The organism is Demequina iriomotensis, assembly GCF_000971395.1.
Classification (GTDB): domain Bacteria; phylum Actinomycetota; class Actinomycetes; order Actinomycetales; family Demequinaceae; genus Demequina; species Demequina iriomotensis.
This window is the reverse complement of sequence record NZ_BBME01000017.1, coordinates 111556-131786: the sequence shown is the minus strand read 5'-3', so window position 1 is coordinate 131786 and position 20231 is coordinate 111556. Positions and strand designations below refer to the sequence as shown.

The window sequence follows — 20231 nt, the reverse complement described above, 5'->3', positions numbered from 1 at the left end:
GTGTCATGGTGGTCCGGCGCGGCTGGCTGCGGTGAGTTCGGCGTGGGTGGGTCTGATGCGTGCCTGGTATCCCGGGCGGGGTTGCTGGTGCGGGTCGATGGCTGCCGGGGGGATGAACTCGGGGCTGCCGTGGCGGAGTCTGATGGCCCATTGGTCGCGGTGGATCCAGTGGTGGCAGGCGACGCAGAGCATGATGCCGTTGTCGAGGTCGGTCGGGCCGCCGTGGACCCAGTGGCGGATGTGGTGGACGTCGCAGTGGCTCGGCGGGGCGCCGCACCAGGCGCAGCCGCGGTCGCGCTGCGCGATCGCTCTGCGTTGGGCGGGGGTGTACAGACGCTCCGCGTGGCCGTGGTCGAGGACCTCGCCGCGAGTGCCCAACACGGTGGGGATGACCTCCGCGTCCGCGGCGTACCAGCCCAGCAGGCGCCCCGGCAGCGGACGCCGGATCCCGTCGATCTCGCCGTAGCCGTGGCCCGTCTTGAGGTCGTCGAGGCAGATGCGGATGGTGACGGTGGTCTTGACCGCGTCGTGGGGCTCACGGCAGCCGGTGGCGTGCCGTCCCAGCCAGCCCAGCCCGTCGGCGCGCATCTGACCCGGGGTGGGTGCAACCGCGCCGCCGTCGCCGTCACGGTAGGCCCGGAACTGCTTCTTCAGGTAGCCGTCCAGCGCGGCCATCAGCGGCGCTGCCGTCAGCGGATCCAGGATCGCGACGAGTCTGACCATCCCGTTGGCCTCCTCGCGCACCGTCGCCTGTCGTGCCAGGTACAGCTCCTCGTACTCCTCCTCGCCGGTCGACGGCGGCGTCAGCCCCGCGTGCAGCTGCGCCACCAGCGAGCGGACCGTCCTCAGCGGCGAGATGACGGCCTTGTCGACCGCCATCGTCTCCACCCGCGCCAACGGGAGGCGACCCAGCGCGGTGGCGCGCACCGCATCGTCCACCACCAGGCCGTCCATCTCACGCGCGTCGGGATGCCTCATCAGCACCTCACGCAACAGCACGAACTTGTCCACGCTGAGGCGACCCTCCCTCGCCTCGCACGCCAGGTGCGGCAGCACCGTCGCGCCACCGGGCGCATCGTCCGGGCCTCCATACAGGGCGGTGCCCATGATCCGCAGCCGCTCCGCCTCGGCGACCGTGCCGCCGGTCTCCGCGGCGATCAGCTGATCGATCCCCGCGAAGCCGTGCCGGCTCGCCAGACCAGCCCGCCCCGGCCCGCACCGCGCCGCGAGCTGTGCGGCCATCCGCGCCACCACCAGGTCCGTCGACCGCCGCCGAGCGACCGCCTCCCGCATCAGCGCGACCGCATCCCAATCCGCCAGCCCATCCGCCGCCTCGACACGCACACGAAGCGCGTCAACGGGATCGAGAACCAGCTCCGGGGCCATGGAACCAGTCCACCACCCACCACCGACAACGAACCCGACAAAGCCGACAGTTATCCCCAGGGTGCGTCAGCGGCGCCGCTCGCGCCGTCCGCGGCGGTTCGGCTCGGGCACCTCGGGAGTCTCGCCGGTGGGCGCCTCGCGTACCGGGGGCTCGGCGAGCAGGGGAGCGTGGGCCTCGTCCGCGCGGGCACGATCCTCGCGGTCCGCCGCGCGCGCGGAGCGCCCGTGCTCCGCGATGCCGCGCGCGTGCAGCGCCTGACCCAGCTGCAACGCGAAGCCGACCGTGCGGGCGCCGGAGGGGATGAGGATCGCGCGCGGGTCGCGCTCGAGACCGCGGGCCCGGGCGGCCACGCGCGCCTCCGTGAGGATCTGCGCGGCCTCGGGGATCGCGCGAAGCGTCAGCGCGACGAGCAGGCCGAGCGTCTCGGGAGGCAGGATCCACCGCAGGGGAGCCGCGAGGCGCACCACCAGGTCCATCATCTGCGCCATCGAGGTCGAGGACGTCACCGCGAGCGCGAGCGCCGAGATCGCGATGAGGTCTCCCGCGAGGTCGAGCGCGCGCACGTAGTCGCCCAGCCAGACCTGGAAGCCCGCGGCCATGATCGCGAGCGCGGCGATGAACGCCATCCCCTTGAGGGTCGCCTTGAGCGGCGGTCGCGTCGACGCGAGCAGCAGCAGGCATGCCGCGAGCAGGCCGAGGCTGGTGACCGGGTCCGAGGTCGCGAGGCTGAGGATCGAGATGCCCAGCAGCATCAGCATCTTCAGCCACGCGGGCGCGAGGTGCAGCGGGGTGCGCGCCGGCCGGTAGATGCCGAGGAGGGTGATCACGCCGTGGCGCCCTGCGAGGCGCGACCGAACATGAGGTCGCGGTAGAGCTGCACCGCCTCTTTGGGGTCGCCGTCGAAGACCACGCGCCCGAGGTCGACCACGAGCGTGCGCTCGGCGCGTGCCGCCGAGTCGAGGTCGTGCGTCACCTCGATGACCTGGAGGGGCAGCGAGCGCAGGAGCGCGCCCACGTGCGCTCGCCAGCGCAGGTCGAGCAGGGTGGTCGGCTCGTCGGCCACCACGATGGACGGCGTGCAGGCGAGCACCCCCGCGAGCGCGAGCAGCTGGCGCTGACCGCCCGACAACGCGTTCACGGAGACATCGGCCTTGGACGCGAGGCCGATCTCACGCAGGGCGGCGAGCGCCGCATCGTCCCGCTCCTTGCGGTTCTTGATGACGCGGCGCAGCGACAGCGCGACGTCCTCCACCGCGGTCGGCATGATGAGCTGCGCCGATGCGTCGGTGAACAGGTAGCCGACCTTGCGTCGCACCTGGGCGCCCTGCTTCTGGGTGTCCAGGCCGTCGACCTCGACGGATCCCGTCACCGGGAGGACCAATCCGTTGATCAGGCGTGCGAGGGTCGACTTCCCGGATCCGTTGGCGCCGATGATGCTGATGCGGTCCTCGGTGAGCGTCAGGGTGGTGGGCTCGAGGATCGGCACGCCGGAATCGGGCGCGACGACGGCCGCGTCCTTGAACTCGATCATGCGGTCAAGGCTACGCGGTGGCGTGGGCCGCCTCGTCCTCGTCGTCGCGGGACGATGCGCCGGTCGCCCGGCGGGCCGAGCCCAGGAGCCCGGGGTAGGCGCGGTGGATCGCCGCGGCGACGACGCCCGCCACGATCACCTTGATGATGTCGAACGGCACGAACGGCACCACGCCGACCGTGAGGCCGGAGACGCAGTCCTTGTCGAACAGGCCCGCGCACGTCTCGGGCGGGAGCAGCGGCCAGCCCAGCCGGACGGCGAGCCAGGGCGCGCCGATGGCGTACACCACCGGGATCGAGACGAGCCCGGCACCGATGAGCCACGCGGTCGCGGCGCCGCGCCGGGCGAGCCGTCCGGTGCGGGCGAGCAGCTGCGCGAGAGCACCCACCACGACGGCGGCCGACAGGAACCCGACGAGGAACCCGCCCGTCGGCCCCGTGAGGATCGCGAGCCCACCCACGTGATTCGCGAAGACGGGCACGCCGACGGCGCCCATGACGAGGTAGAGCGTCACCGCGCCGAGCGCGCGCCAGGGTCCGAGCACGAGCGCGGCGAGCACCACCGCGAACGTCTGCAAGGTGATCGGCACGACGCCGATGGTGATGCTCACCTGCGACGCGGCGGCGATGAAGGCCGCGAAGACGGCGACGAGCGCGATGGACTGGCCGGTGAGAGCGCGGTGCTGAGCCATGGGGACCCCCTGGGATAATGGACGCGGTCACCCTATCCGCGCCGCATGTCCCCCTGGCCGGGTTCTCGTACGGGTGCAGAAACGTTGTAGGGACGCCACAACATCGGCCACCCCGCCGGCAAGGAGAACGTGTGATCATCGCCAAGGATCTCGAGGTGCGCATCGGCGCCCGAGTGCTGCTGCACCCGACGAGCTTCCAGATCGGCCCCGGCGACCGGGTGGGCCTGGTGGGCCGCAACGGTGCAGGCAAGACCACGATGACGCGCCTCCTCGCGGGCGAGGGTCAGCCCACGGGCGGGCAGGTCACCCACAAGGGCAGCATCGGCTACCTTCCTCAGGACCCGCGCGAGGGCGAGCCCACGCAGCGCGCGCTCGACCGCATCCTGTCCGTGCGCGACCTCGCCGGGCTCATGCAGAAGCTGCGCGAGGCGGAGGAGGGCATGGCGAGCCCCGACACCGCGGTGATGGAGAAGGCGATGAACGCCTACCCCCGCCTCGAGGAGCGCTTCCGCGCCGCCGGCGGGTACGCCGCCGAGTCCGAGGCGCAGCGCATCGCCGCGAACCTCGGGCTGGACGAGCGCATCCTGGGCCAGCCGCTCGGCACGCTGTCCGGCGGTCAGCGCCGCCGCGTCGAGCTCGCGCGCATCCTGTTCTCCGACGCGGAGACGCTGCTGCTCGACGAGCCGACCAACCACCTCGACGCCGACTCCATCGTGTGGCTGCGCGGCTTCCTCGCGAACTTCCCCGGCGGCCTCGTGGTCATCTCCCACGATGTCGAGCTGCTGCGCGCCTCCGTCACACGCGTCTTCCACCTCGACGCCAACCGCGGCGAGCTCGACCAGTACGCGCTCGGCTGGGACCTGTACCTCCGCCAGCGCGAGACGGACGAGAAGCGCCGCCGCCGCGAGCGTGACAACGCCGAGAAGAAGGCCGCCGCCCTCATGGCGCAGGCCAACAAGATGAAGGCGACCGCCACCAAGGCCGTCGCCGCGCAGAACATGGCGAAGCGTGCCGAGCGCATGCTCGAGGGCGTGGAGGGGGAGCGCGTGCAAGACCGCGTCGCGGCGCTGCGCTTCCCGACTCCTGCCGCGTGCGGCAAGACGCCGCTGCGGGCGGCCGAGCTGTCCAAGTCCTACGGCTCGCTCGAGGTGTTCACCGACGTCGAGCTCGCGATCGACCGCGGCTCGCGCGTGGTGGTGCTGGGTCTCAACGGCGCCGGCAAGACGACGCTCCTGCGACTTCTCAGCGGCGTCGAGGACCCCGACACCGGTGAGGTGCAGCCCGGCCATGGCCTCAAGCTCGGCTACTACGCCCAGGAGCACGACACGCTCGATATGAACGCCACCGTCCTCGAGAACCTGCGCCACGCGGCGCCGGACCTCGACGACACCGCCGTGCGCAACGTGCTCGGCTCGTTCCTCTTCATCGGCGACGATGCGCACAAGCCCGCCAAGGTGCTCTCGGGCGGGGAGAAGACCCGTCTGGCGCTCGCGACGCTGGTCGTCTCGCAAGCCAACGTGCTCCTGCTCGACGAGCCGACCAACAACCTCGACCCGGCCTCGCGCGCCGAGATCCTCCGCGCGCTGCGCACCTACGAGGGCGCCGTGGTGCTGGTGACGCACGACGAGGGCGCGGTGGAGGCGCTCGAGCCCGAACGCGTGCTGCTCCTGCCGGACGCGGTTGAGGACCTCTACAACGAGTCGTACCGGGAGCTCATCTCGCTCGCGTGACGGATTCCTGGGTCGTCGCGTTGCCTCGTTGACGCGGGGGCGCCGTCGGCGGATGCTCCGTCGTAGGACGAGCGGCCGGAGGGCGGCTCCTGAGAGGCGGTCCCCATGGCTTCGATCCTCATCGCCAGCACGCCGATCCACGGGCACGTGGTGCCTTTGCTCACGGTCGCCGCGCACCTGGTGGAGCGCGGCGACCGCGTCCGTGTCATCACGGGCTCCCGCTTCGCCGCGAAGGTCGAGGCGACCGGCGCCGAGCTCGTGCCGCTGCCGACCGAGATCGACTTCGACGACCGCCAGGACTGGAACCAGACCTTCCCGGAGCGCGCGTCGCTCAAGGGATCCAAGGCTGTCGCCTTCGATATCGAGCACATCTTCATCGGTCCCGCGCGGGCGCAGCATGCCGCGCTGGCGGCGGCCCACGCGCGCGAGCCCGCTGACGCGGCGCTGCTCGACCCGGCCTATGCGGGTGGGGCGCTGCTGCTCGGCCAGGGCGCAGCGACGCGGCCCCCGGTGATCGTGTGCGGGATCCTCCCGCTCACGCTCTCGAGCCGCGACACCGCGCCCGTCGGCATGGGCCTTCCGCCCTTCCCAGGCCCCATCGGCCGGATGCGGAACGCCGTGCTCGCGATGCTCGTCGGCCGACTGGTGCTGGACCGCGCGGACGCCCTCGCCGCGGAGCAGTACCGCGACGTTCACGGCGGCGCCATGCCGTTCGCGGTCATGGACTGGATGCGCCACGCCGAGGCGATCGCCCAGTTCACGGTCGAGGAGTTTGAGTACCCCCGCTCCGATGCGCCCGCGACGCTCCATTTCACCGGGCCGATCTCCGCGAGCGGCTCGGCGGCGCCGCTGCCGGAGTGGTGGACCGACCTGGACGGCTCACGGCCCGTCGTGCACGTGACGCAGGGCACCATCGCCAACAAGGACTACCGCCAGATCATCCGGCCGGCGCTCGAGGGGCTCGCCCACGAGGACGTGCTCGTGGTCGTCTCCACCGGCGGCCGGCCCGTCGACACCCTCCCGCCTCTTCCGGCGAACGCACGCGCGGCGGAGTTCCTGCCCTATGACGACCTCCTACCGCTGACGGACGTCTATGTCACCAACGGCGGCTACGGCGGCGTGCAGTACGCGCTCAAGCACGGCCTGCCGATCGTGACGAGCGGTGGTCAGGAGGACAAGCCCGAGGTCGCCGCGCGCGTGGCGTGGTCGGGCGTGGGCCTGCGAGTCAAGGGGGAGAACCCGTCGCCCGCCGCGGTCCGCAAGGCGGTGCTCGCGGTGCTCGAGGATCCGCGCTACCGGGAGGCCGCAGGCCGGGTCGCCTCGAGCATGGAGCGCTCCGGCGGCCTGCCGCAGCTCGCCACGCTCGTCGACGCCCTGATCGAGCGCCGGGCGACCTAGAGCGCGTCCTCGATCTCCTCGTCCGAGGGCTGGCGGCGACGCCGCGGCGCCTTCGGCGGGGACGATGCGCGGGTCGGGGCGGGCGCATCGTCCCCGGCCTCGCCGGTGAGCTGCCAGTCGCGGCGCGCGAGCAGCACCCCGCCGATGGGTGCGATCACGGCGAAGCCGAACCACTGCCACGTATACGCGAGGTGCGAGCCCAGCGAGAGGTGGGGGAGCGGCACCGGTGACCCGAGCGCCTCGACGCAGCCCGAGGCGTCGCAGATCTCGCGCACCATGCCGTAGCCGTCGATCGGAGCCGCGGACGGCTCGGGCATCTGGGCCGGGGTGATGCGGGACGCGCCGTCGTCGCGCTTGCCGTCGTCGGGCTCGGCCGCACGCAGCACCACGGTGAGCGTCACGTCGCCGGACGGGAGCTCCGGCACCACGTCGGCCGGGTCGCCGCTGTCGGGGATGGGCACCCAGCCCGCGTCCACCATGAGCGAGCGACCGTCGTCGGTGTCGAACCAGGCCAGGATGTGCCAGGTGCGCTCGCGGTCGACCGGGCGGTTGCGCAGCAGCGTGGTGGAGCCCTGCTCGAACCGGCCCTCGACGGTCGCGCGCGACCATTCGGCATCGCCGACCGGCTCGCCCTCGGGCACCGCCGCGGCCAGCGGCACCGGGGAGGCCTCGGCGTTCGCCTCGTAGAGCGCGATCGCGTCCGCCCGCACCACGTGCCGGCCGTGCTGCCAGAACCCCGCACGCACCGCGACGGCGGACATCACCAGCGCGACCAGGACGATCGCGACCACGCGCAGGACGCGCGAGGCGGCGGAGGGCGAGGTCACCCGACGATGCTAGTGGTCGCGCTTTCGCGCTTCGGACTCGGCCTCCGCTAGCGTGGCCCCCATGACCCCCCGCCACGTCCTCGTCACCGGTGCCGCGCGCGGCATCGGCCGTGCCATCGCCGAGGCCTTCGTGGCCAACGGCGACACCGTGTCCACGATCTACCGCGGAGGCGACCTCCCCGCAGGAGTGACCGGCGCGATCGCGGACATCACCGACACGGACGCCGTCAACGCCGCCTTCGACGAGCTCGAGGCTCAGCACGGCAGGGTGCGCGTGCTCGTCGCCAACGCCGGCATCACCAAGGACGGCCTGCTCATGCGCATGAGCGACGAGGACTTCGAGAACGTCATCGACGTCAACCTCACCGGCACGTTCCGCTGCGTGCGTCGCGCGGTCAACTCGATGATGCGCGAGAAGTACGGGCGCATCGTCCTCATCGGCTCCGTCGTGGGCCTCATGGGCAACCCGGGTCAGGTCAACTATTCGTCGTCCAAGTCCGCCCTCGTCGGCATGGCACGCTCGATCACCCGCGAGGTCGGCGCGCGCGGCATCACCGCCAACGTCATCGCGCCGGGCTTCATCACCACGGACATGACCGCGGAGCTGCCCGACGACACCGTCAAGCAGTACTCGGCGACCATCCCCGCGAAGCGCTTCGGCGCCACCGCCGAGGTCGCCGCCGCCGCCGTCTACCTGGGCTCCGACGCCGCGGGCTACGTCACGGGCGCGGTGCTGCCCGTCGACGGCGGCCTCGGCATGGGCCACTGACACCCTTCATCCGCTAGGAGCAGCTATGGGCATTCTCGAAGGCAAGAACATCCTCGTCACAGGCGTCCTCACCGAGGGCTCGATCGCGTTCGAGGTGGCGCGGCTGTGCCAGGAGCAGGGCGCGACCGTCGTCCTCACGGGCGTGGGCCGTTCGCTCAAGATCACGCAGGCCATGGGCCGCCGCCTCCCCGTCGAGGCGAAGGTGGTCGAGCTCGACGTGACCGACCCCGAGCACCTCGCGTCGCTCGCCGACAAGGTCCGCGAGCACGTCCCGACGCTCGACGGCGTGGTGCACTCCATCGGCTTCGCGCCGCAGTCCGTCATGGGCGGCAACTTCATGGCGGGTGAGTGGGAGGACGTGTCGACCGCGATCCACATCTCCGCCTACTCGCTCAAGGCGCTCGCGCAGGCGACCGCGCAGCTGATGGAGAACGGCGGCTCGATCGTGGGCCTCACGTTCGACGGTCGCTACGCGTGGCCGGTCTACGACTGGATGGGCGTCGCCAAGGCCGCCTTCGAGGCCGTCAACCGGTACGTCGCGCGCGACCTCGGCCCGCAGGGGATCCGCTGCAACGTGGTCTCGGCCGGACCGCTCAAGACCACCGCCGCGCGTCACATCCCCGGCTTCGACCAGATGGAGGGCGGCTGGTCAGCGCGTGCCCCGCTCGGCTGGGACTCCGAGGACACCGTGCCCACCGCGCGCACCGTGACGGCCCTGCTCTCGGACTGGTTCCCGGCCACGACCGGCGAGATGATCCACGTGGACGGCGGCGTGCACGCTATGGGACAGTGACACCGTGCCTACGCTGATCCTCGCCCGCCACGCCAAGGCCGAGGCCCCCGCGGCCGGTCTCCAGGACACCGACCGCGCTCTCGAGCTCATCGGTCGCAAGGCCTCCACCCGGCTCGGCCAGGTGATCGCCGAGGCGGGGCTGGAGCCCCAGCTCGCGCTCGTGTCGCCCGCGGTCCGCACGCAGCAGACCTGGAAGCTCATGTCGACCGCGCTCGGCGAGTGCGAGACGCGCCTCGACGACGAGCTCTACGAGACCCACGTCGCCGGCCTCCTCGAGGTCCTGCGCGACGCTGGAGACGCGGAGACGGTTGTGGTCGTCGGCCACGAGCCCACGTCGTCCGCCGCCGCCGCGCACCTCGCGGGCGCGGGCTCGGACAAGACCGCGCTTCAGCGGGTCGCCCACGGCCTGCCGACCGCCACGGCCGCGGTCCTCGAGTTCGACTGCCCGTGGACCGAGATCACATCGCGCTGCGGCCGCCTCGTCTCGGTCCTGTCGGGCCGCGACGTCGAGGAGTGAGCACCGCCCTTCCCGGGTCCGGCGCCGACACCGCGTCGCTATGGCGCGCCCTGCTGTCGATGCAGCGCTTCGCCTGGGAGCAGGGCGTCGCGAGTCATGCCGCGCTCGACTCCGGCGACCTCGACCTTGCGCGCCTGCTCGTGCGCGACGCGATCGCACGGCAGGACGCCGACGGCCAGCTCGGCGGGATGGACGATGCGGGAGCGGTCAACTCCGGCTCCCTCCTCGAGGCCGCGCTCGCGGTCGGCGAGCACGATGCGGCGCAGCGCCAGCGCTGGTGGCTCCTGCGCTACTCGCCGCGCGACGACTGGGGCGTGCTCCACCACCTCAAGGGCTCGGCCGAGGTCTGGGCCGACTCCGTCTACATGGTGGTTCCCGCACTGGTCGCGTCCGGCGACCTCGCGCCCGCCGATATGCAGTACCGCATGCATCGCGAGCAGCTGTGGGACGCCGAGACGGGGCTCTACCGCCACCGCTTCGACATGGCTTCCCGGTCCTTCGCGCGCGACGCCTTCTGGGCGAGCGGCAACGGCTGGGTCGCGGCCGGCATGGCGCGTGCGCTCCACCTCGGCGTCGACGCCGAGACCGTGCGGGAGCGCTGGCAGGCCGAGACGCGGGCGCTGCTCGACGCCTGTGCGGCGCATGAGACCGCGGACGGCCGCTTCCACGACGTGCTCGACGACCCGGCGACGTTCACGGACGGCTGCGCGGGCCTCATGCTGGCATACGCGGCGTTCACCGGCGTCGCCGACGGCTGGCTGCCCGCGTCCTATGCGGACGATGCGGCGCGCTGGACGGACGCGGCGCTCGCCCACGTCGACCCGCAAGGGTTCGTGCGCGAGGTGTGCGGCGCGCCATCCTTCGATGCCGTCGGCACGAGCGCCGAGGCGCAGGCGTTCGCGATCATGGCGCTCGCCGCCCGGGCGCGCCTCGCCTGACCGGCGCGGCCGGCTCAGCCGCGCGCGAGGATGAGCGGCAGCGACTCCGCGAGGCTGGGCCCGTTGAGCGCGACGTCGGCCTGCGCCTGGACGATCGGCTTGGCGTGCCACGCGATGCCCAGCCCGGCGACGGCCATCATGTCCAGGTCGTTCGCGCCGTCGCCGATCGCGACGGCGTCCTCCAGCGCGCACCCGACCTCGGCCGCGAACTCGCGCAACGCCTCCGCCTTGGCGGCGCGGTCGATCACGGGGCCGATGGTGCGTCCGGTGAGCCGTCCGTCGGCGACCTCGAGCCGGTTGGCCCGGAAGCGCGTGATCCCGAGCTCCGAGGCGAGCGATGCGACGATCTCCTCGAAGCCGCCGGAGACCAGCGCGACCTCCCACCCCTCGGCCTGGAGCCCGGCGATGAGCTCGCGCACGCCGGGGGTGAACTCCACCTCGGCGCGCACGTCCGCGAACACGGTGTCGGGCACGCCGGCGAGCGTGGCGACGCGCTCCTTGAGGGACGCGGAGAAGTCGAGCTCGCCCTGCATCGCACGCTCGGTGATCGCCGCGACCAGCGCGCGCGTGCCCGCACGGGCGGCGATCAGCTCGATGACCTCGGCGGTGATCAGGGTGGAATCGACGTCGAGGACGCACAGCCTCATCGGGTGACGACCGTCCCCTTCGCCACGACGGTGATGCCCGTCTCGGTGACCGTGAACCCGCGCGCGAGATCGGACTCGCGGTCGATGCCGACGCGGGCGCCCTCCTCGACCACGACGTTCTTGTCGAGGATGGCACGGTGGACCTGGGCGTGGCGGTTGACCTGGACGCCGTCGAGCAGCACCGAGTCGGACACCGTCGACCACGAGTGCAGGCGCACGCCGGGCGAGAGCACCGAGCCGGTGACGGTCGCGCCGGAGACGATCACCCCGGGCGAGACGATCGAGTCGGCGGCGTGGCCCAGGCGACCCTCCTCGGAGTGGATGAACTTGGCCGGCGGATGCGTGACCAGGCCCTGGTGCAGCGGCCACTTGTCGTTGTAGACGTTGAAGACCGGCTGGACCGCGATGAGGTCCATGTGGGCGTCGAAGTACATGTCGAGCGTTCCCACGTCGCGCCAGTAGTCGCGGTCGCGGTCGGTCGAGCCGGGGACGTCGTTGCGGATGAAGTCGTAGAACCCGCACGTGCCCTTGTCGACGAAGTAGGGCACGATGTCGCCGCCCATGTCGTGCTTCGACGACGGGTTGTCGGCGTCCGCCGTGAGCGCCTCGAGCAGAGCATCGGCGTTCGCGACGTAGTTGCCCATCGAGGCGAGGATCTCGCCGGGGCTGTCCGGCAGGCCGTCGGGGTCCTTGGGCTTCTCGAGGAACGCGCGGATGCGGTCGGGGCTCGCCGGGTCGACGTCGATGACGCCGAACTGGTCCGCGAGGCCGATCGGCTGGCGGATGCCTGCCACGGAGAACTCGGCGCCCGACGCGATGTGGGCGTCGACCATCTGCGAGAAGTCCATCCGGTAGACGTGGTCCGCGCCGACGATCACGACGATGTCGGGCTGCTCGTCCTCGATGATGTTGACGGTCTGATAGATCGCGTCGGCGCTGCCGAGGTACCAGTGCGGGCCGCGGCGCTGCTGCGCGGGGACCGGGGCCACATAGTTGCCCAGCAGCGGCGACATGCGCCACGTGCGGGCGATGTGACGGTCGAGCGAGTGCGACTTGTACTGGGTCAGCACCACCACGTGGAGGTACCCGGAGTTCACCAGGTTGCTCAGCGCGAAGTCGATGAGCCGGTACGTGCCCCCGAAGGGCACCGCGGGCTTCGCGCGGGACGCGGTGAGGGGCATCAGACGCTTGCCCTCACCTCCTGCAAGGACGATGGCGAGAACTTTCGGCGCTGACATATGTCCAGCCTAGGCGATATCGGTCCCCGCGCGTATCAGGGAGTTTCAGGGGCCGCAGCGCTCCAGCGGGAGAGCGCCTCGTCCAGCCGCTCGAGCGCCGCACGCGACCGTTCGCGCGCGATGAGGGCGGCGCAGAACGCACGGGCGGTCGCGTCGCGGGCCTCGGCCAGGGTGACCCGCGACGATGCGGCGCAGGACGGCCGCACGGCGGCGGCTTGCCCGAGCGAAGGAGAGGTCATGGCGGTCCCGGGTCGGAAGGTGGAGGCGACCCGTGCATCGTCCGCCGTGGCCCCGCCCGCCCGCGGGGACGTTGGTCTGCTCCGGCGCACAAGCCCACGGATGGCGTACGGCGCGTCTACCGCGCGCGCCGTACCGGACCGGGATCTCCGTCGGCGCTGGCGGGTGCAGGCGCCCGCGACGAGGCGAGCCGCTAGCGTGGGGGACATGCGCGTCGACATCCTCACCCGTGAGTACCCGCCCCACATCTACGGCGGCGCCGGAGTCCACGTCACGGAGCTCGCCGCAGTGCTGCGCGCGCACCTCGATGTGCGGGTCCGGGCCTTCGACGGGCCGCGCGACGAGCCGGGCGTGACCGGCTACGACGCTCTCGGCGGCGGCGTCGGGGATGCCTCGCTCGACGTGCTCGCGCACAACCTCCCGATGGCGAAGGGGTGCGAGGGCGCCGACCTGGTCCACTCGCACACCTGGTACGCCAACATGGCGGGCCACCTGGCGGCACGGCTCCACGGGATCCCCCACGTCCTCTCCGCGCATTCGCTCGAGCCGCTGCGGCCATGGAAGGCCGAGCAGCTGGGAGGCGGGTACCGCGTCTCCAGCTGGATCGAGAAGACCGCGTACGAGGCCGCCGACGCCGTCATCGCGGTCAGCGAGGGCATGCGTCAGGACGTGTTGCGCTGCTACCCGGCGATCGACCCGGGCAAGGTGCAGGTGGTCCACAACGGCATCGACGTGTCCTCGTGGGCCCCGCCGGCGGACGATGCGGCGCGCGCCGCAGCCGATGCCGTGGTCGCCGAGCACGGGATCGACCCGAGCCGTCCCGCGATCGTCTTCGTGGGCCGCATCACGCGCCAGAAGGGCCTCCCGTACTTCCTCAAGGCGGTCGAGCGGCTCCCGAAGGACATCCAGGTGGTGCTGTGCGCGGGCGCGCCCGACACCAAGGAGATCGCGGCCGAGGTCTCCGGCGCGGTCGCGCGCCTCCAGGAGCAGCGCGACGGCGTGGTGTGGATCGAGAAGATGCTGCCGCGCCCGGAGCTGGTGGCGGTGCTCGACGCGTGCACGGCCTTCGTCTGCCCGTCCGTCTACGAGCCCCTGGGCATCGTGAACCTCGAGGCGATGGCGGTGGGGCTGCCGGTGGTCGCGACCGCGACCGGGGGCATCCCCGAGGTCGTCGTGCCCGGCGAGACCGGCACGCTGGTCCCCATCGACCAGGTCCAGGACGGCACCGGCACGCCGCTCGACCCGGAGGGGTTCGCGGCCGATCTCGCCGCCGCGCTCACCGCCATGGTCTCGGATCCCGCCCGGGCGCGCGCCATGGGCGAGGCCGGCCGCGCCCGCGCGGCCGAGAGCTTCTCGTGGGAGGCGATCGGCGAGCGGACGTTGGGCGTCTACCGGTCGATTCTTGGATAGGCTCGCCGCCATGACTGAGGTGCTCGGCTTCGAGGGCGTGCGGGTGCGCCGTGGTGACAACGAGATCCTGCGGGACGTCTCGTGGACGGTGTCGGATCGCGACCGGTGGGTGGTCCTGGGACCGAACGGCGCGGGGAAGACGACCCTGATGTCGATCGCCGCGGCGCGTCTGTTCCCGACCGCGGGCCGCGCCACTGTCCTGGGCGAGCAGCTCGGCGAGACCGACACCCGCGAGCTGCGCGTGCGCGTGGGCCTGTCGAGCGCCGCGCTCGCGGACCGCATCCCGCCGCACGAGACGGTGCGGAACGTGGTGATGACCGCCGCGCACGGCGTGACGGGACGCTGGCACGAGGACTACGACGGCCTCGACGAGGACCGCGCCGACGCGCTCCTGTGGGCGTTCGGCATGGCGGACTTCGCGCAGCGCGAGTTCGGGACCCTGTCCGAGGGCGAGCGCAAGCGCGTCCAGGTGGCGCGCGCGCTCATGCCGGACCCGGAGCTGCTGCTGCTCGACGAGCCCGCCGCGGGCCTCGACCTCGGCGGCCGCGAGGAGCTGCTCGGCGCGCTCTCCGAGCTCGCGGGCGACCATCGCTCGCCCGCGATCGTCATGGTGACCCACCACGTCGAGGAGATCCCTGTCGGGTTCACGCACGTGATGCTGCTGCGCGACGGGCAGATCGTCGCCGCGGGGCCGCTCGCCGAGACCCTGACCGCCGAGGCGCTGTCGCGCACCTACGGCATGCCCGTCGAGCTGACCTCGTCGAGCGGCCGCTACGCGGCGCGCCGCGCCTGAGCGGATGAAGGTCTCCGCGCGCGCCGACTACGCCCTGCGGGCCGTCGCCGAGCTCGCCCGCGCGGGGGCGCCGCGCACCACCAGCGAGCTCGCGGCGAGCCAGGGGATCCCGCGCAAGTTCCTCGAGGGCATCCTCACCGCGCTGCGCGACGACCGCCTGGTCGTGGGGCAGCGGGGGATCGGCGGCGGCTACCGCCTCACCCGGCCCGCCTCGGAGATCACGCTCGCCGATGTGGTGCGCGCCGTCGACGGCCCGCTCATCTTCGTGCGGGGCGAGCGGCCGTCCGGTCTCGAGTACGAGGGCGCGGCCGCCGAGCTCCTCACCATCTGGGTCGCCGTGCGCGCCTCGATCCGCGCCGTGCTCGAGCGCGTGACGGTGGCGGACCTCGCCGCGGGCGAGCTTCCGGAGGAGATCCGGATCCTTGTCGAGGACCAAGCGGCCTGGGAGGACGCCCAAACAAACCTATCTGGCGAGTAGGAATTGATTCCTACCTACTAGGTGGGTATGGTTTTACCCATCCCGACTCATGGGCGCATCCGCGTCCGGCTCGGGCGGAGGAGACCATGCGTTCACTCGTCCTGCTGGCGATCGTCGGATTCGGCGCGCAGCTCGTCGACGGCAGCCTGGGCATGGCCTACGGCGTGACCTCGTCGACGCTCATGCTCGCGGTGGGGCTCAGCCCCGCGCTGGCCTCTGCCACCGTCCACCTCGCGGAGGTGGGCACCACGCTCGCCTCCGGTGCCGCGCACGCGCGGTTCGGCAACGTCGACTGGCGCGTGGTGTGGCGCGTGGGCGTGCCCGGCGCGATCGGCGCCTTCGCCGGCGCGACCTTCCTCTCGCGCCTCTCCACCGAGGCCGCCGGCCCCATCATGGCCATGCTCCTCTTCGGGCTGGGCGTCTACGTGCTCACGCGCTTCACCGGCACCAAGGTCAAGGCCGACCAGGCCAAGCGGCCCCTGCGCTCGCGCTTCCTCGCTCCGCTCGGCCTCGTCGCCGGCTTCGTCGACGCGACCGGCGGCGGCGGCTGGGGGCCTATCGGCACCCCGACCCTCCTCGCCTCGGGCCGCATGGAGCCGCGCAAGGTGATCGGCTCCATCGACACGTCCGAGTTCCTGGTCGCCGCGGCCGCGTCCGTCGGCTTCATCTTCGGCCTCGGCACCTCCGGCATCGACTTCGGATGGGTCCTGGCGCTCCTCGCGGGCGGCCTGCTCGCCGCGCCCCTCGCGGCGTACCTGGTGCGCCACATCCCGCCTCGCATGCTCGGCGCCGCGGTCGGCGGCATGATCCTGCTGACGAACGCCCGCACGCTGCTCCACACCGACGCGCTCTCCGCCGTGGCCCCGTACAGCTGGGCCGTCTACGCCGTGATCGTGGCCGTCTGGGCTTGGGCGATCTCCCGCGCGTGGCGCGGTCACCGGGCCGAGCGGGCGATCGCCCGGGAGGCGGCGCCGGAGTCCGCTGCGGCCTGACATCAGGCCCGACGCGCCCGACGCGAGAAGGAGGCGCGCATCGTCCCCGCGGACGATGCGCGCCTCTCGTCGTCCCTGCTAGCGTGCCATGAGACAAGGAGGCCATGGTGGAGCAGTTCCTGTGGTGGTTCATCGGGGCGATGATCCTCGGCGCGGTCGAGATCTTCACGCTCGACCTGCTGTTCGCGATGCTCGCGGGCGGCGCGATCGCAGGCGGCGTCGCCGCGCTGCTGGGCGCGCCGTGGTGGCTGAGCGTCATCATCGCGCTCGTCGTCGCGACGGCGCTCATCGGGGGCCTGCGCCCGTTCCTGCTGCGCTCGCTGCGCGCCAAGGGCGAGGGTGCCTCCGAGACGAACACGGCGGCCCTGGTGGGCCGCACCGCACGTGCGATCGACGCCGTGACGGAGACGAGCGGCCGCGTCAAGCTCAACGGGGAGGTGTGGACGGCGCGCACCGAGGACGATGCGCGCGCGATCCCCGAGGGTGCGGACGTGACCGTGCTGAGGATCGATGGCGCGACCGCCGTGGTCGCGCCCGAGAAGGAGAGCTGAGATGGACGACATCGGCACGATCATCGTCTGGGTCGCGCTCGCGGTCCTGGCGATCTTCGTGATCGCCGCGATCGCGCGCGCGATCATCGTGGTGCAGCAGACGCAGGCCTACCTGGTCGAGCGTCTGGGCCGCTACCACACCACCATGGACGCAGGCCTGCACCTGCTGGTGCCGTTCATCGACAAGGTGCGCGCCAAGGTGGACCTGCGCGAGATGGTGTACTCGTTCCCGCCGCAGTCGGTGATCACGTCCGACAACCTGGTGGTCGACATCGACACGGTCATCTACTTCCAGGTGACGGACCCGAAGTCGGCGGTCTACGAGATCGCCAACTACATCACCGGTGTCGAGCAGCTCACGGTGACGACGCTCCGCAACATCGTCGGCACCATGGACCTCGAGCAGACGCTCACCAGCCGCGACCAGATCAACGGCCAGCTGCGCGGCGTCCTCGACGAGGCGACGGGCAAGTGGGGCATCCGCGTCAACCGCGTCGAGCTCAAGTCGATCGAGCCGCCCGTGTCCATCAAGGACTCGATGGAGAAGCAGATGCGCGCCGAGCGCGACCGCCGTGCCGCGATCCTGACCGCGGAGGGCGTCAAGCAGTCGGCGATCCTCACGGCGGAGGGCGAGAAGCAGTCGGCGATCCTCAAGGCCGAGGGCGAGGCGCAGTCCAAGATCCTCAAGGCTGAGGGTGAGGCCCGCGCGATCCTCCAGGTGTTCGACGCCATCCACGAGGGCGACGCGGACTCCAAGCTGCTGTCCTACCAGTACCTCCAGATGCTCCCGGAGGTCGCGAAGGCCAACAACAACCAGATGTGGTTCGTCCCCACCGAGTTCACCGGGGCGCTCAAGGCGGTCGCGGCCGGCTTCGGCGTCACCGACCAGGCCGAGCCCCTCGAGCGCGACGCCGAGCGTGCCCGGCAGCGCACGTCGCGCATCACGTCCGCGCTCGCGGACCCGCGCGCGGCTCTCGAGGAGGCGCGGCGTCAGGCCGAGGGCATCTCGGGCGAGGCCGAGCAGGCCGGCTCCGGTTCCGGCAAGCCGTTCGACCCGGACGCCGAGAAGGGCCAGTAGGGACCACGCATGAGCCCCGGAGGAGCGATCCTCCGGGGCTCTGCCGTTCCCCGTGGCGCGTGACGGCCCGCCGCGAGGAGGTCTCTAGGGGCTGAGCAGGATGTCGTCGTCCGCGTCTGTCGCGGGGTTCGGATCCGGGCGGCGCCGCTCGCGGACCATGCGCAGCGCGACCACCACGAGCGCGACGCCGGTGACCATGACCGCGAGCCACGTGACGATCGCGTCGCCGACCAGGTGGTCGATCAGCTGCGGCACCGCGATCAGCAGCCCGACCGCTCCCGGCACGATGAGCGGCAGCAGCGTCCGCCGGGTCACGGCGGCGGCGACCATCCACGCCCCGAGCACGATCGCGAGGCCCAGCAGCCATCCGCGCAGGTCTCCCGTCGCGGCGATCTGCAGGCCCAGCAGGGAGAGCAGCCCGCCCGAGACGAGCGCGCTGCCGGTAGGGATCAGCACAGGCGTGATCGCGAGCGCGAGCCAGCCCGCGCCGAGCGCCGCCCACGCGAGGCCCATGGAGGTGCCCGCATCGTCCTCCGCCCACGGCGTGGTGACGGTCGCGACCGCGGCCGCGAGGCCGGCGAGCAGCGCGACCTGCGCCAGCGTGCGTCGGCGCAGGGCGTAGACGATGCCGGCGCACACGGCCATCGTGCCGGTGACGGCGCGGGCGAGGGGCTCGTCGGCGAGGCCCGCCGCATCGTGCAGGACCACCCAGGCGAGCCAGCCGGTGAGCGCGACCGTCGCGAGCAGCAGCACGGAGGCGAGGCGTTGCGCGGAGGGCGCGGCGAGCCGTGCCGCGCGGGCGCCCGCGAACGCGACCGCGAGCGTGAGGGCCGCGACCACGGCGATCCGGCCTGCGGTCGCGAGATCGTCCCACGTGCGCCCCAGGATGAACGCGACGGCGGAGAGCGCGAGCGCCGCGCCCAGGTAGCCGAGCACCTCGCCGACGAGCGCGAGCGTGCGTGCCTGCGGGGGCGCCTGGCCGGTGTCCTGTGCCTCGAATCGGCGCAGGTCGGCCGCGGTCTCGGGGCTGATGAGCCCCGCCTCGACCCACCGGTCGAGCCTCGTCTCGAGCTCGTTCATCGCCGCTTCCCTCCAGCGACGTCGACGCCTGCGTCGACACCTCCAGGGTACGCCGACGGCGCCGCGACGGCGCGGGCGCTGGGATGATGGGCGTCATGCCCGTCATCCATGTCGAGGATCCCGCCGACCCGCGTCTCGCCGACTTCCGCGACCTCACCGATGTCGCGCTGCGGCGCGCTCTCGAGCCCGCGCGGGGCCTGTACATGGCCGAGGGTGCGAAGGTCATCGCGCGCGCGGTGGCCGCGGGGCATCGTCCCCGGGCGGTGCTGCTGAGCGAGCGCTGGCTCGACTCGGTCGCGACGGTGCTGCCCGCCGAGGTGCCCGTGTACGTCGCCCCCGCGGCCCTGCTCGAGGACGTGACCGGCTACCAGGTGCATCGCGGCGCGCTCGCGTCCATGGAGCGGCCCGAGCTGCCCGCGCTCGCGGATCTGGTGCGCGACGCGCGACGCATCGTGGTCCTCGAGGGGATCGTCGACCACACCAACGTCGGCGCGATCTTCCGCTCGGCCGCGGGCATCGGCGCCGATGCGGTGGTGGTCGCGCCCACGTGCGCCGATCCGCTGTACCGGCGCTCGGTGAAGGTGTCGATGGGCACGGTGTTCCAGGTGCCGTGGACGCGGGCCGAGGCGTGGCCCGACGCGCTCGACGAGCTGCGCGGGCTCGGCTTCACGGTCGCGGGCCTCGCGCTCGCGGACGATGCGGCCGACCTGGACGACTTCGCCGCGCGCGCGGGTGAGAAGGTGGCCCTGGTCATGGGCGCCGAGGGTGACGGGCTCACGCGCCAGGCGCTCGCGCACGTCGACGAGGCCGTCATCATCCCGATGCATGGGGGAGTGGACTCGCTCAACGTCGCCGCGGCCTCGGCGGTCGCGATGTGGGCGCTGCGCGCGCGCTGACGCGTCCCGCCGTCGCGTCCGGTCCTGATCGGCGGTCGTGTCTGGCCCTGATCGGCCGTCCTCCCTGGTCCCGTCCTCCTGACCCCGGAATGGGGCGCTCGTGGTCGCTTGCGGCGCCCTCGCGCGCGCCAGGGGGCGCTCGCGGTCGTCCCGTGCCCGGCTCCTCACACCGTCTTGCTCACTGTCGGAGGGCCGCGTCATAATCGAACATATGTTCGAACGGATGTTCGAGCCGATGGACGATGCGGGA

The 20231-nt window shown here is 72.4% G+C and carries 22 protein-coding genes; 13 read left to right on the top strand and 9 right to left on the bottom strand.

Annotated elements, in window-relative coordinates; genetic code table 11:
* Nucleotides 1-3: 3 nt before the first annotated feature.
* From AOM09_RS12325 to AOM09_RS12310, 4 genes are all read right to left on the bottom strand, one after another.
* Nucleotides 4-1386 carry an HNH endonuclease signature motif containing protein gene (locus AOM09_RS12325; RefSeq protein WP_062388952.1) on the bottom strand — a complete coding sequence of 461 codons (1383 nt, stop codon included), beginning with the start codon at nt 1384-1386 and terminating at the stop codon, nt 4-6.
* Between the two features lie 66 nt (nt 1387-1452).
* Nucleotides 1453-2214: a CbiQ family ECF transporter T component gene (locus AOM09_RS12320; protein WP_062388949.1), complete on the bottom strand. Its 762-nt coding sequence runs from the start codon at nt 2212-2214 to the stop codon at nt 1453-1455.
* Complete coding sequence (locus AOM09_RS12315; protein WP_062388946.1) at nt 2211-2918, bottom strand: energy-coupling factor ABC transporter ATP-binding protein; 708 nt, start codon at nt 2916-2918, stop codon at nt 2211-2213. Before AOM09_RS12315 ends, AOM09_RS12320 begins: the two co-directional genes overlap by 4 nt.
* Before the next feature lie 10 nt (nt 2919-2928).
* Nucleotides 2929-3609, bottom strand: coding sequence for a biotin transporter BioY (locus tag AOM09_RS12310; RefSeq protein WP_062388943.1), 681 nt, complete (start codon nt 3607-3609; stop codon nt 2929-2931).
* 131 nt (nt 3610-3740) lie between these two features.
* Here AOM09_RS12310 and AOM09_RS12305 point away from each other — a divergent pair, with 131 nt between their 5' ends.
* Both AOM09_RS12305 and AOM09_RS12300 read left to right on the top strand, forming a co-directional pair.
* The gene (locus AOM09_RS12305; RefSeq protein ID WP_062388941.1) at nt 3741-5339 is read left to right on the top strand and encodes an ABC-F family ATP-binding cassette domain-containing protein; all 1599 of its coding nucleotides are present in this window, start codon (nt 3741-3743) and stop codon (nt 5337-5339) included.
* Between the two features lie 105 nt (nt 5340-5444).
* Nucleotides 5445-6737, top strand: coding sequence for a glycosyltransferase (locus AOM09_RS12300; protein WP_062388938.1), 1293 nt, complete (start codon nt 5445-5447; stop codon nt 6735-6737).
* On the opposite strand, the gene AOM09_RS12295 is transcribed toward AOM09_RS12300, so the two are convergent.
* On the bottom strand, nt 6734-7564 hold the full coding sequence (locus AOM09_RS12295; protein ID WP_062388935.1) for an SURF1 family protein: 831 nt from the start codon (nt 7562-7564) through the stop codon (nt 6734-6736). The two genes, AOM09_RS12300 and AOM09_RS12295, sit on opposite strands and share 4 nt — an antisense overlap.
* 61 nt (nt 7565-7625) lie before the next feature.
* On the opposite strand from AOM09_RS12295, the gene fabG reads away from it, so the two are divergent.
* From fabG to AOM09_RS12275, 4 genes are read left to right on the top strand one after another with little or no spacing between them, the layout of a single operon-like run.
* On the top strand, nt 7626-8333 hold the full coding sequence (gene fabG / locus AOM09_RS12290) for a 3-oxoacyl-ACP reductase FabG (RefSeq protein ID WP_062388932.1): 708 nt from the start codon (nt 7626-7628) through the stop codon (nt 8331-8333).
* Between the two features lie 25 nt (nt 8334-8358).
* The gene (gene fabI, locus AOM09_RS12285) at nt 8359-9126 is read left to right on the top strand and encodes an enoyl-ACP reductase FabI (RefSeq protein WP_062388928.1); all 768 of its coding nucleotides are present in this window, start codon (nt 8359-8361) and stop codon (nt 9124-9126) included.
* A 4-nt stretch (nt 9127-9130) separates the two neighbouring features.
* Entirely contained in the window at nt 9131-9643 is a 513-nt protein-coding gene (locus tag AOM09_RS12280) for a SixA phosphatase family protein (protein WP_062388924.1), read from the top strand.
* Nucleotides 9640-10581, top strand: a complete 942-nt coding sequence (locus tag AOM09_RS12275) for a glycoside hydrolase family 88 protein (protein WP_062388921.1) — start codon at nt 9640-9642, stop codon at nt 10579-10581. The genes AOM09_RS12280 and AOM09_RS12275 overlap by 4 nt, the downstream gene beginning before the upstream one ends.
* A gap of 14 nt (nt 10582-10595) precedes the next feature.
* On the opposite strand, the gene serB is transcribed toward AOM09_RS12275, so the two are convergent.
* The 3 genes from serB to AOM09_RS12260 are packed head-to-tail and all read right to left on the bottom strand — an operon-like array spanning nt 10596 to nt 12705.
* Nucleotides 10596-11228, bottom strand: coding sequence for a phosphoserine phosphatase SerB (gene serB, locus AOM09_RS12270; protein WP_062388918.1), 633 nt, complete (start codon nt 11226-11228; stop codon nt 10596-10598).
* Nucleotides 11225-12466 (bottom strand): glucose-1-phosphate adenylyltransferase, encoded by a 1242-nt coding sequence (gene glgC / locus AOM09_RS12265; protein ID WP_062388914.1) that lies wholly within the window; start codon nt 12464-12466, stop codon nt 11225-11227. Before glgC ends, serB begins: the two co-directional genes overlap by 4 nt.
* Before the next feature lie 35 nt (nt 12467-12501).
* Nucleotides 12502-12705, bottom strand: a complete 204-nt coding sequence (locus tag AOM09_RS12260; protein ID WP_062388911.1) for a hypothetical protein — start codon at nt 12703-12705, stop codon at nt 12502-12504.
* Nucleotides 12706-12910: 205 nt separating this feature from the next.
* On the opposite strand from AOM09_RS12260, the gene glgA reads away from it, so the two are divergent.
* The 6 genes from glgA (at nt 12911) to AOM09_RS12230 (ending at nt 18005) form a co-directional block, all read left to right on the top strand.
* Nucleotides 12911-14113, top strand: coding sequence for a glycogen synthase (gene glgA / locus AOM09_RS12255; RefSeq protein WP_062388908.1), 1203 nt, complete (start codon nt 12911-12913; stop codon nt 14111-14113).
* Between the two features lie 10 nt (nt 14114-14123).
* The gene (locus AOM09_RS12250; RefSeq protein ID WP_062388905.1) at nt 14124-14906 is read left to right on the top strand and encodes an ABC transporter ATP-binding protein; all 783 of its coding nucleotides are present in this window, start codon (nt 14124-14126) and stop codon (nt 14904-14906) included.
* Between the two features lie 4 nt (nt 14907-14910).
* Complete coding sequence (locus AOM09_RS12245) at nt 14911-15384, top strand: RrF2 family transcriptional regulator (protein ID WP_062388901.1); 474 nt, start codon at nt 14911-14913, stop codon at nt 15382-15384.
* A gap of 86 nt (nt 15385-15470) precedes the next feature.
* Nucleotides 15471-16376 carry a sulfite exporter TauE/SafE family protein gene (locus tag AOM09_RS12240; protein ID WP_062388898.1) on the top strand — a complete coding sequence of 302 codons (906 nt, stop codon included), beginning with the start codon at nt 15471-15473 and terminating at the stop codon, nt 16374-16376.
* Nucleotides 16377-16480: 104 nt separating this feature from the next.
* Complete coding sequence (locus AOM09_RS12235; protein ID WP_062388895.1) at nt 16481-16927, top strand: NfeD family protein; 447 nt, start codon at nt 16481-16483, stop codon at nt 16925-16927.
* A gap of 1 nt (nt 16928) precedes the next feature.
* The gene (locus tag AOM09_RS12230) at nt 16929-18005 is read left to right on the top strand and encodes an SPFH domain-containing protein (RefSeq protein ID WP_062388892.1); all 1077 of its coding nucleotides are present in this window, start codon (nt 16929-16931) and stop codon (nt 18003-18005) included.
* A gap of 84 nt (nt 18006-18089) precedes the next feature.
* Here the strand turns inward: AOM09_RS12230 and AOM09_RS12225 are convergent, their stop codons facing one another.
* Complete coding sequence (locus tag AOM09_RS12225) at nt 18090-19085, bottom strand: DUF2157 domain-containing protein (protein ID WP_062388889.1); 996 nt, start codon at nt 19083-19085, stop codon at nt 18090-18092.
* A gap of 95 nt (nt 19086-19180) precedes the next feature.
* On the opposite strand from AOM09_RS12225, the gene AOM09_RS12220 reads away from it, so the two are divergent.
* A complete protein-coding gene (locus AOM09_RS12220; RefSeq protein ID WP_062389051.1) occupies nt 19181-19981 on the top strand; it encodes a TrmH family RNA methyltransferase in 801 nt (266 codons plus the stop codon).
* Nucleotides 19982-20231: the final 250 nt, after the last annotated feature.

Bases quoted from the DNA above. Each gene is read 5' to 3' on its own strand.
- fabG (WP_062388932.1), top strand. From the start codon at position 7,626: ATGACCCCCCGCCACGTCCTCGTCACCGGTGCCGCGCGCGGCATCGGC.
- AOM09_RS12300 (WP_062388938.1), top strand. From the start codon at position 5,445: ATGGCTTCGATCCTCATCGCCAGCACGCCGATCCACGGGCACGTGGTG.
- serB (WP_062388918.1), bottom strand. From the start codon at position 11,228: ATGAGGCTGTGCGTCCTCGACGTCGATTCCACCCTGATCACCGCCGAG.
- AOM09_RS12235 (WP_062388895.1), top strand. From the start codon at position 16,481: ATGGTGGAGCAGTTCCTGTGGTGGTTCATCGGGGCGATGATCCTCGGC.
- AOM09_RS12240 (WP_062388898.1), top strand. From the start codon at position 15,471: ATGCGTTCACTCGTCCTGCTGGCGATCGTCGGATTCGGCGCGCAGCTC.
- AOM09_RS12260 (WP_062388911.1), bottom strand. From the start codon at position 12,705: ATGACCTCTCCTTCGCTCGGGCAAGCCGCCGCCGTGCGGCCGTCCTGC.
- AOM09_RS12230 (WP_062388892.1), top strand. From the start codon at position 16,929: ATGGACGACATCGGCACGATCATCGTCTGGGTCGCGCTCGCGGTCCTG.
- AOM09_RS12315 (WP_062388946.1), bottom strand. From the start codon at position 2,918: ATGATCGAGTTCAAGGACGCGGCCGTCGTCGCGCCCGATTCCGGCGTG.
- glgA (WP_062388908.1), top strand. From the start codon at position 12,911: ATGCGCGTCGACATCCTCACCCGTGAGTACCCGCCCCACATCTACGGC.
- AOM09_RS12220 (WP_062389051.1), top strand. From the start codon at position 19,181: ATGCCCGTCATCCATGTCGAGGATCCCGCCGACCCGCGTCTCGCCGAC.
- fabI (WP_062388928.1), top strand. From the start codon at position 8,359: ATGGGCATTCTCGAAGGCAAGAACATCCTCGTCACAGGCGTCCTCACC.
- AOM09_RS12310 (WP_062388943.1), bottom strand. From the start codon at position 3,609: ATGGCTCAGCACCGCGCTCTCACCGGCCAGTCCATCGCGCTCGTCGCC.
- AOM09_RS12225 (WP_062388889.1), bottom strand. From the start codon at position 19,085: ATGAACGAGCTCGAGACGAGGCTCGACCGGTGGGTCGAGGCGGGGCTC.
- AOM09_RS12250 (WP_062388905.1), top strand. From the start codon at position 14,124: ATGACTGAGGTGCTCGGCTTCGAGGGCGTGCGGGTGCGCCGTGGTGAC.
- AOM09_RS12245 (WP_062388901.1), top strand. From the start codon at position 14,911: ATGAAGGTCTCCGCGCGCGCCGACTACGCCCTGCGGGCCGTCGCCGAG.
- glgC (WP_062388914.1), bottom strand. From the start codon at position 12,466: ATGTCAGCGCCGAAAGTTCTCGCCATCGTCCTTGCAGGAGGTGAGGGC.
- AOM09_RS12325 (WP_062388952.1), bottom strand. From the start codon at position 1,386: ATGGCCCCGGAGCTGGTTCTCGATCCCGTTGACGCGCTTCGTGTGCGT.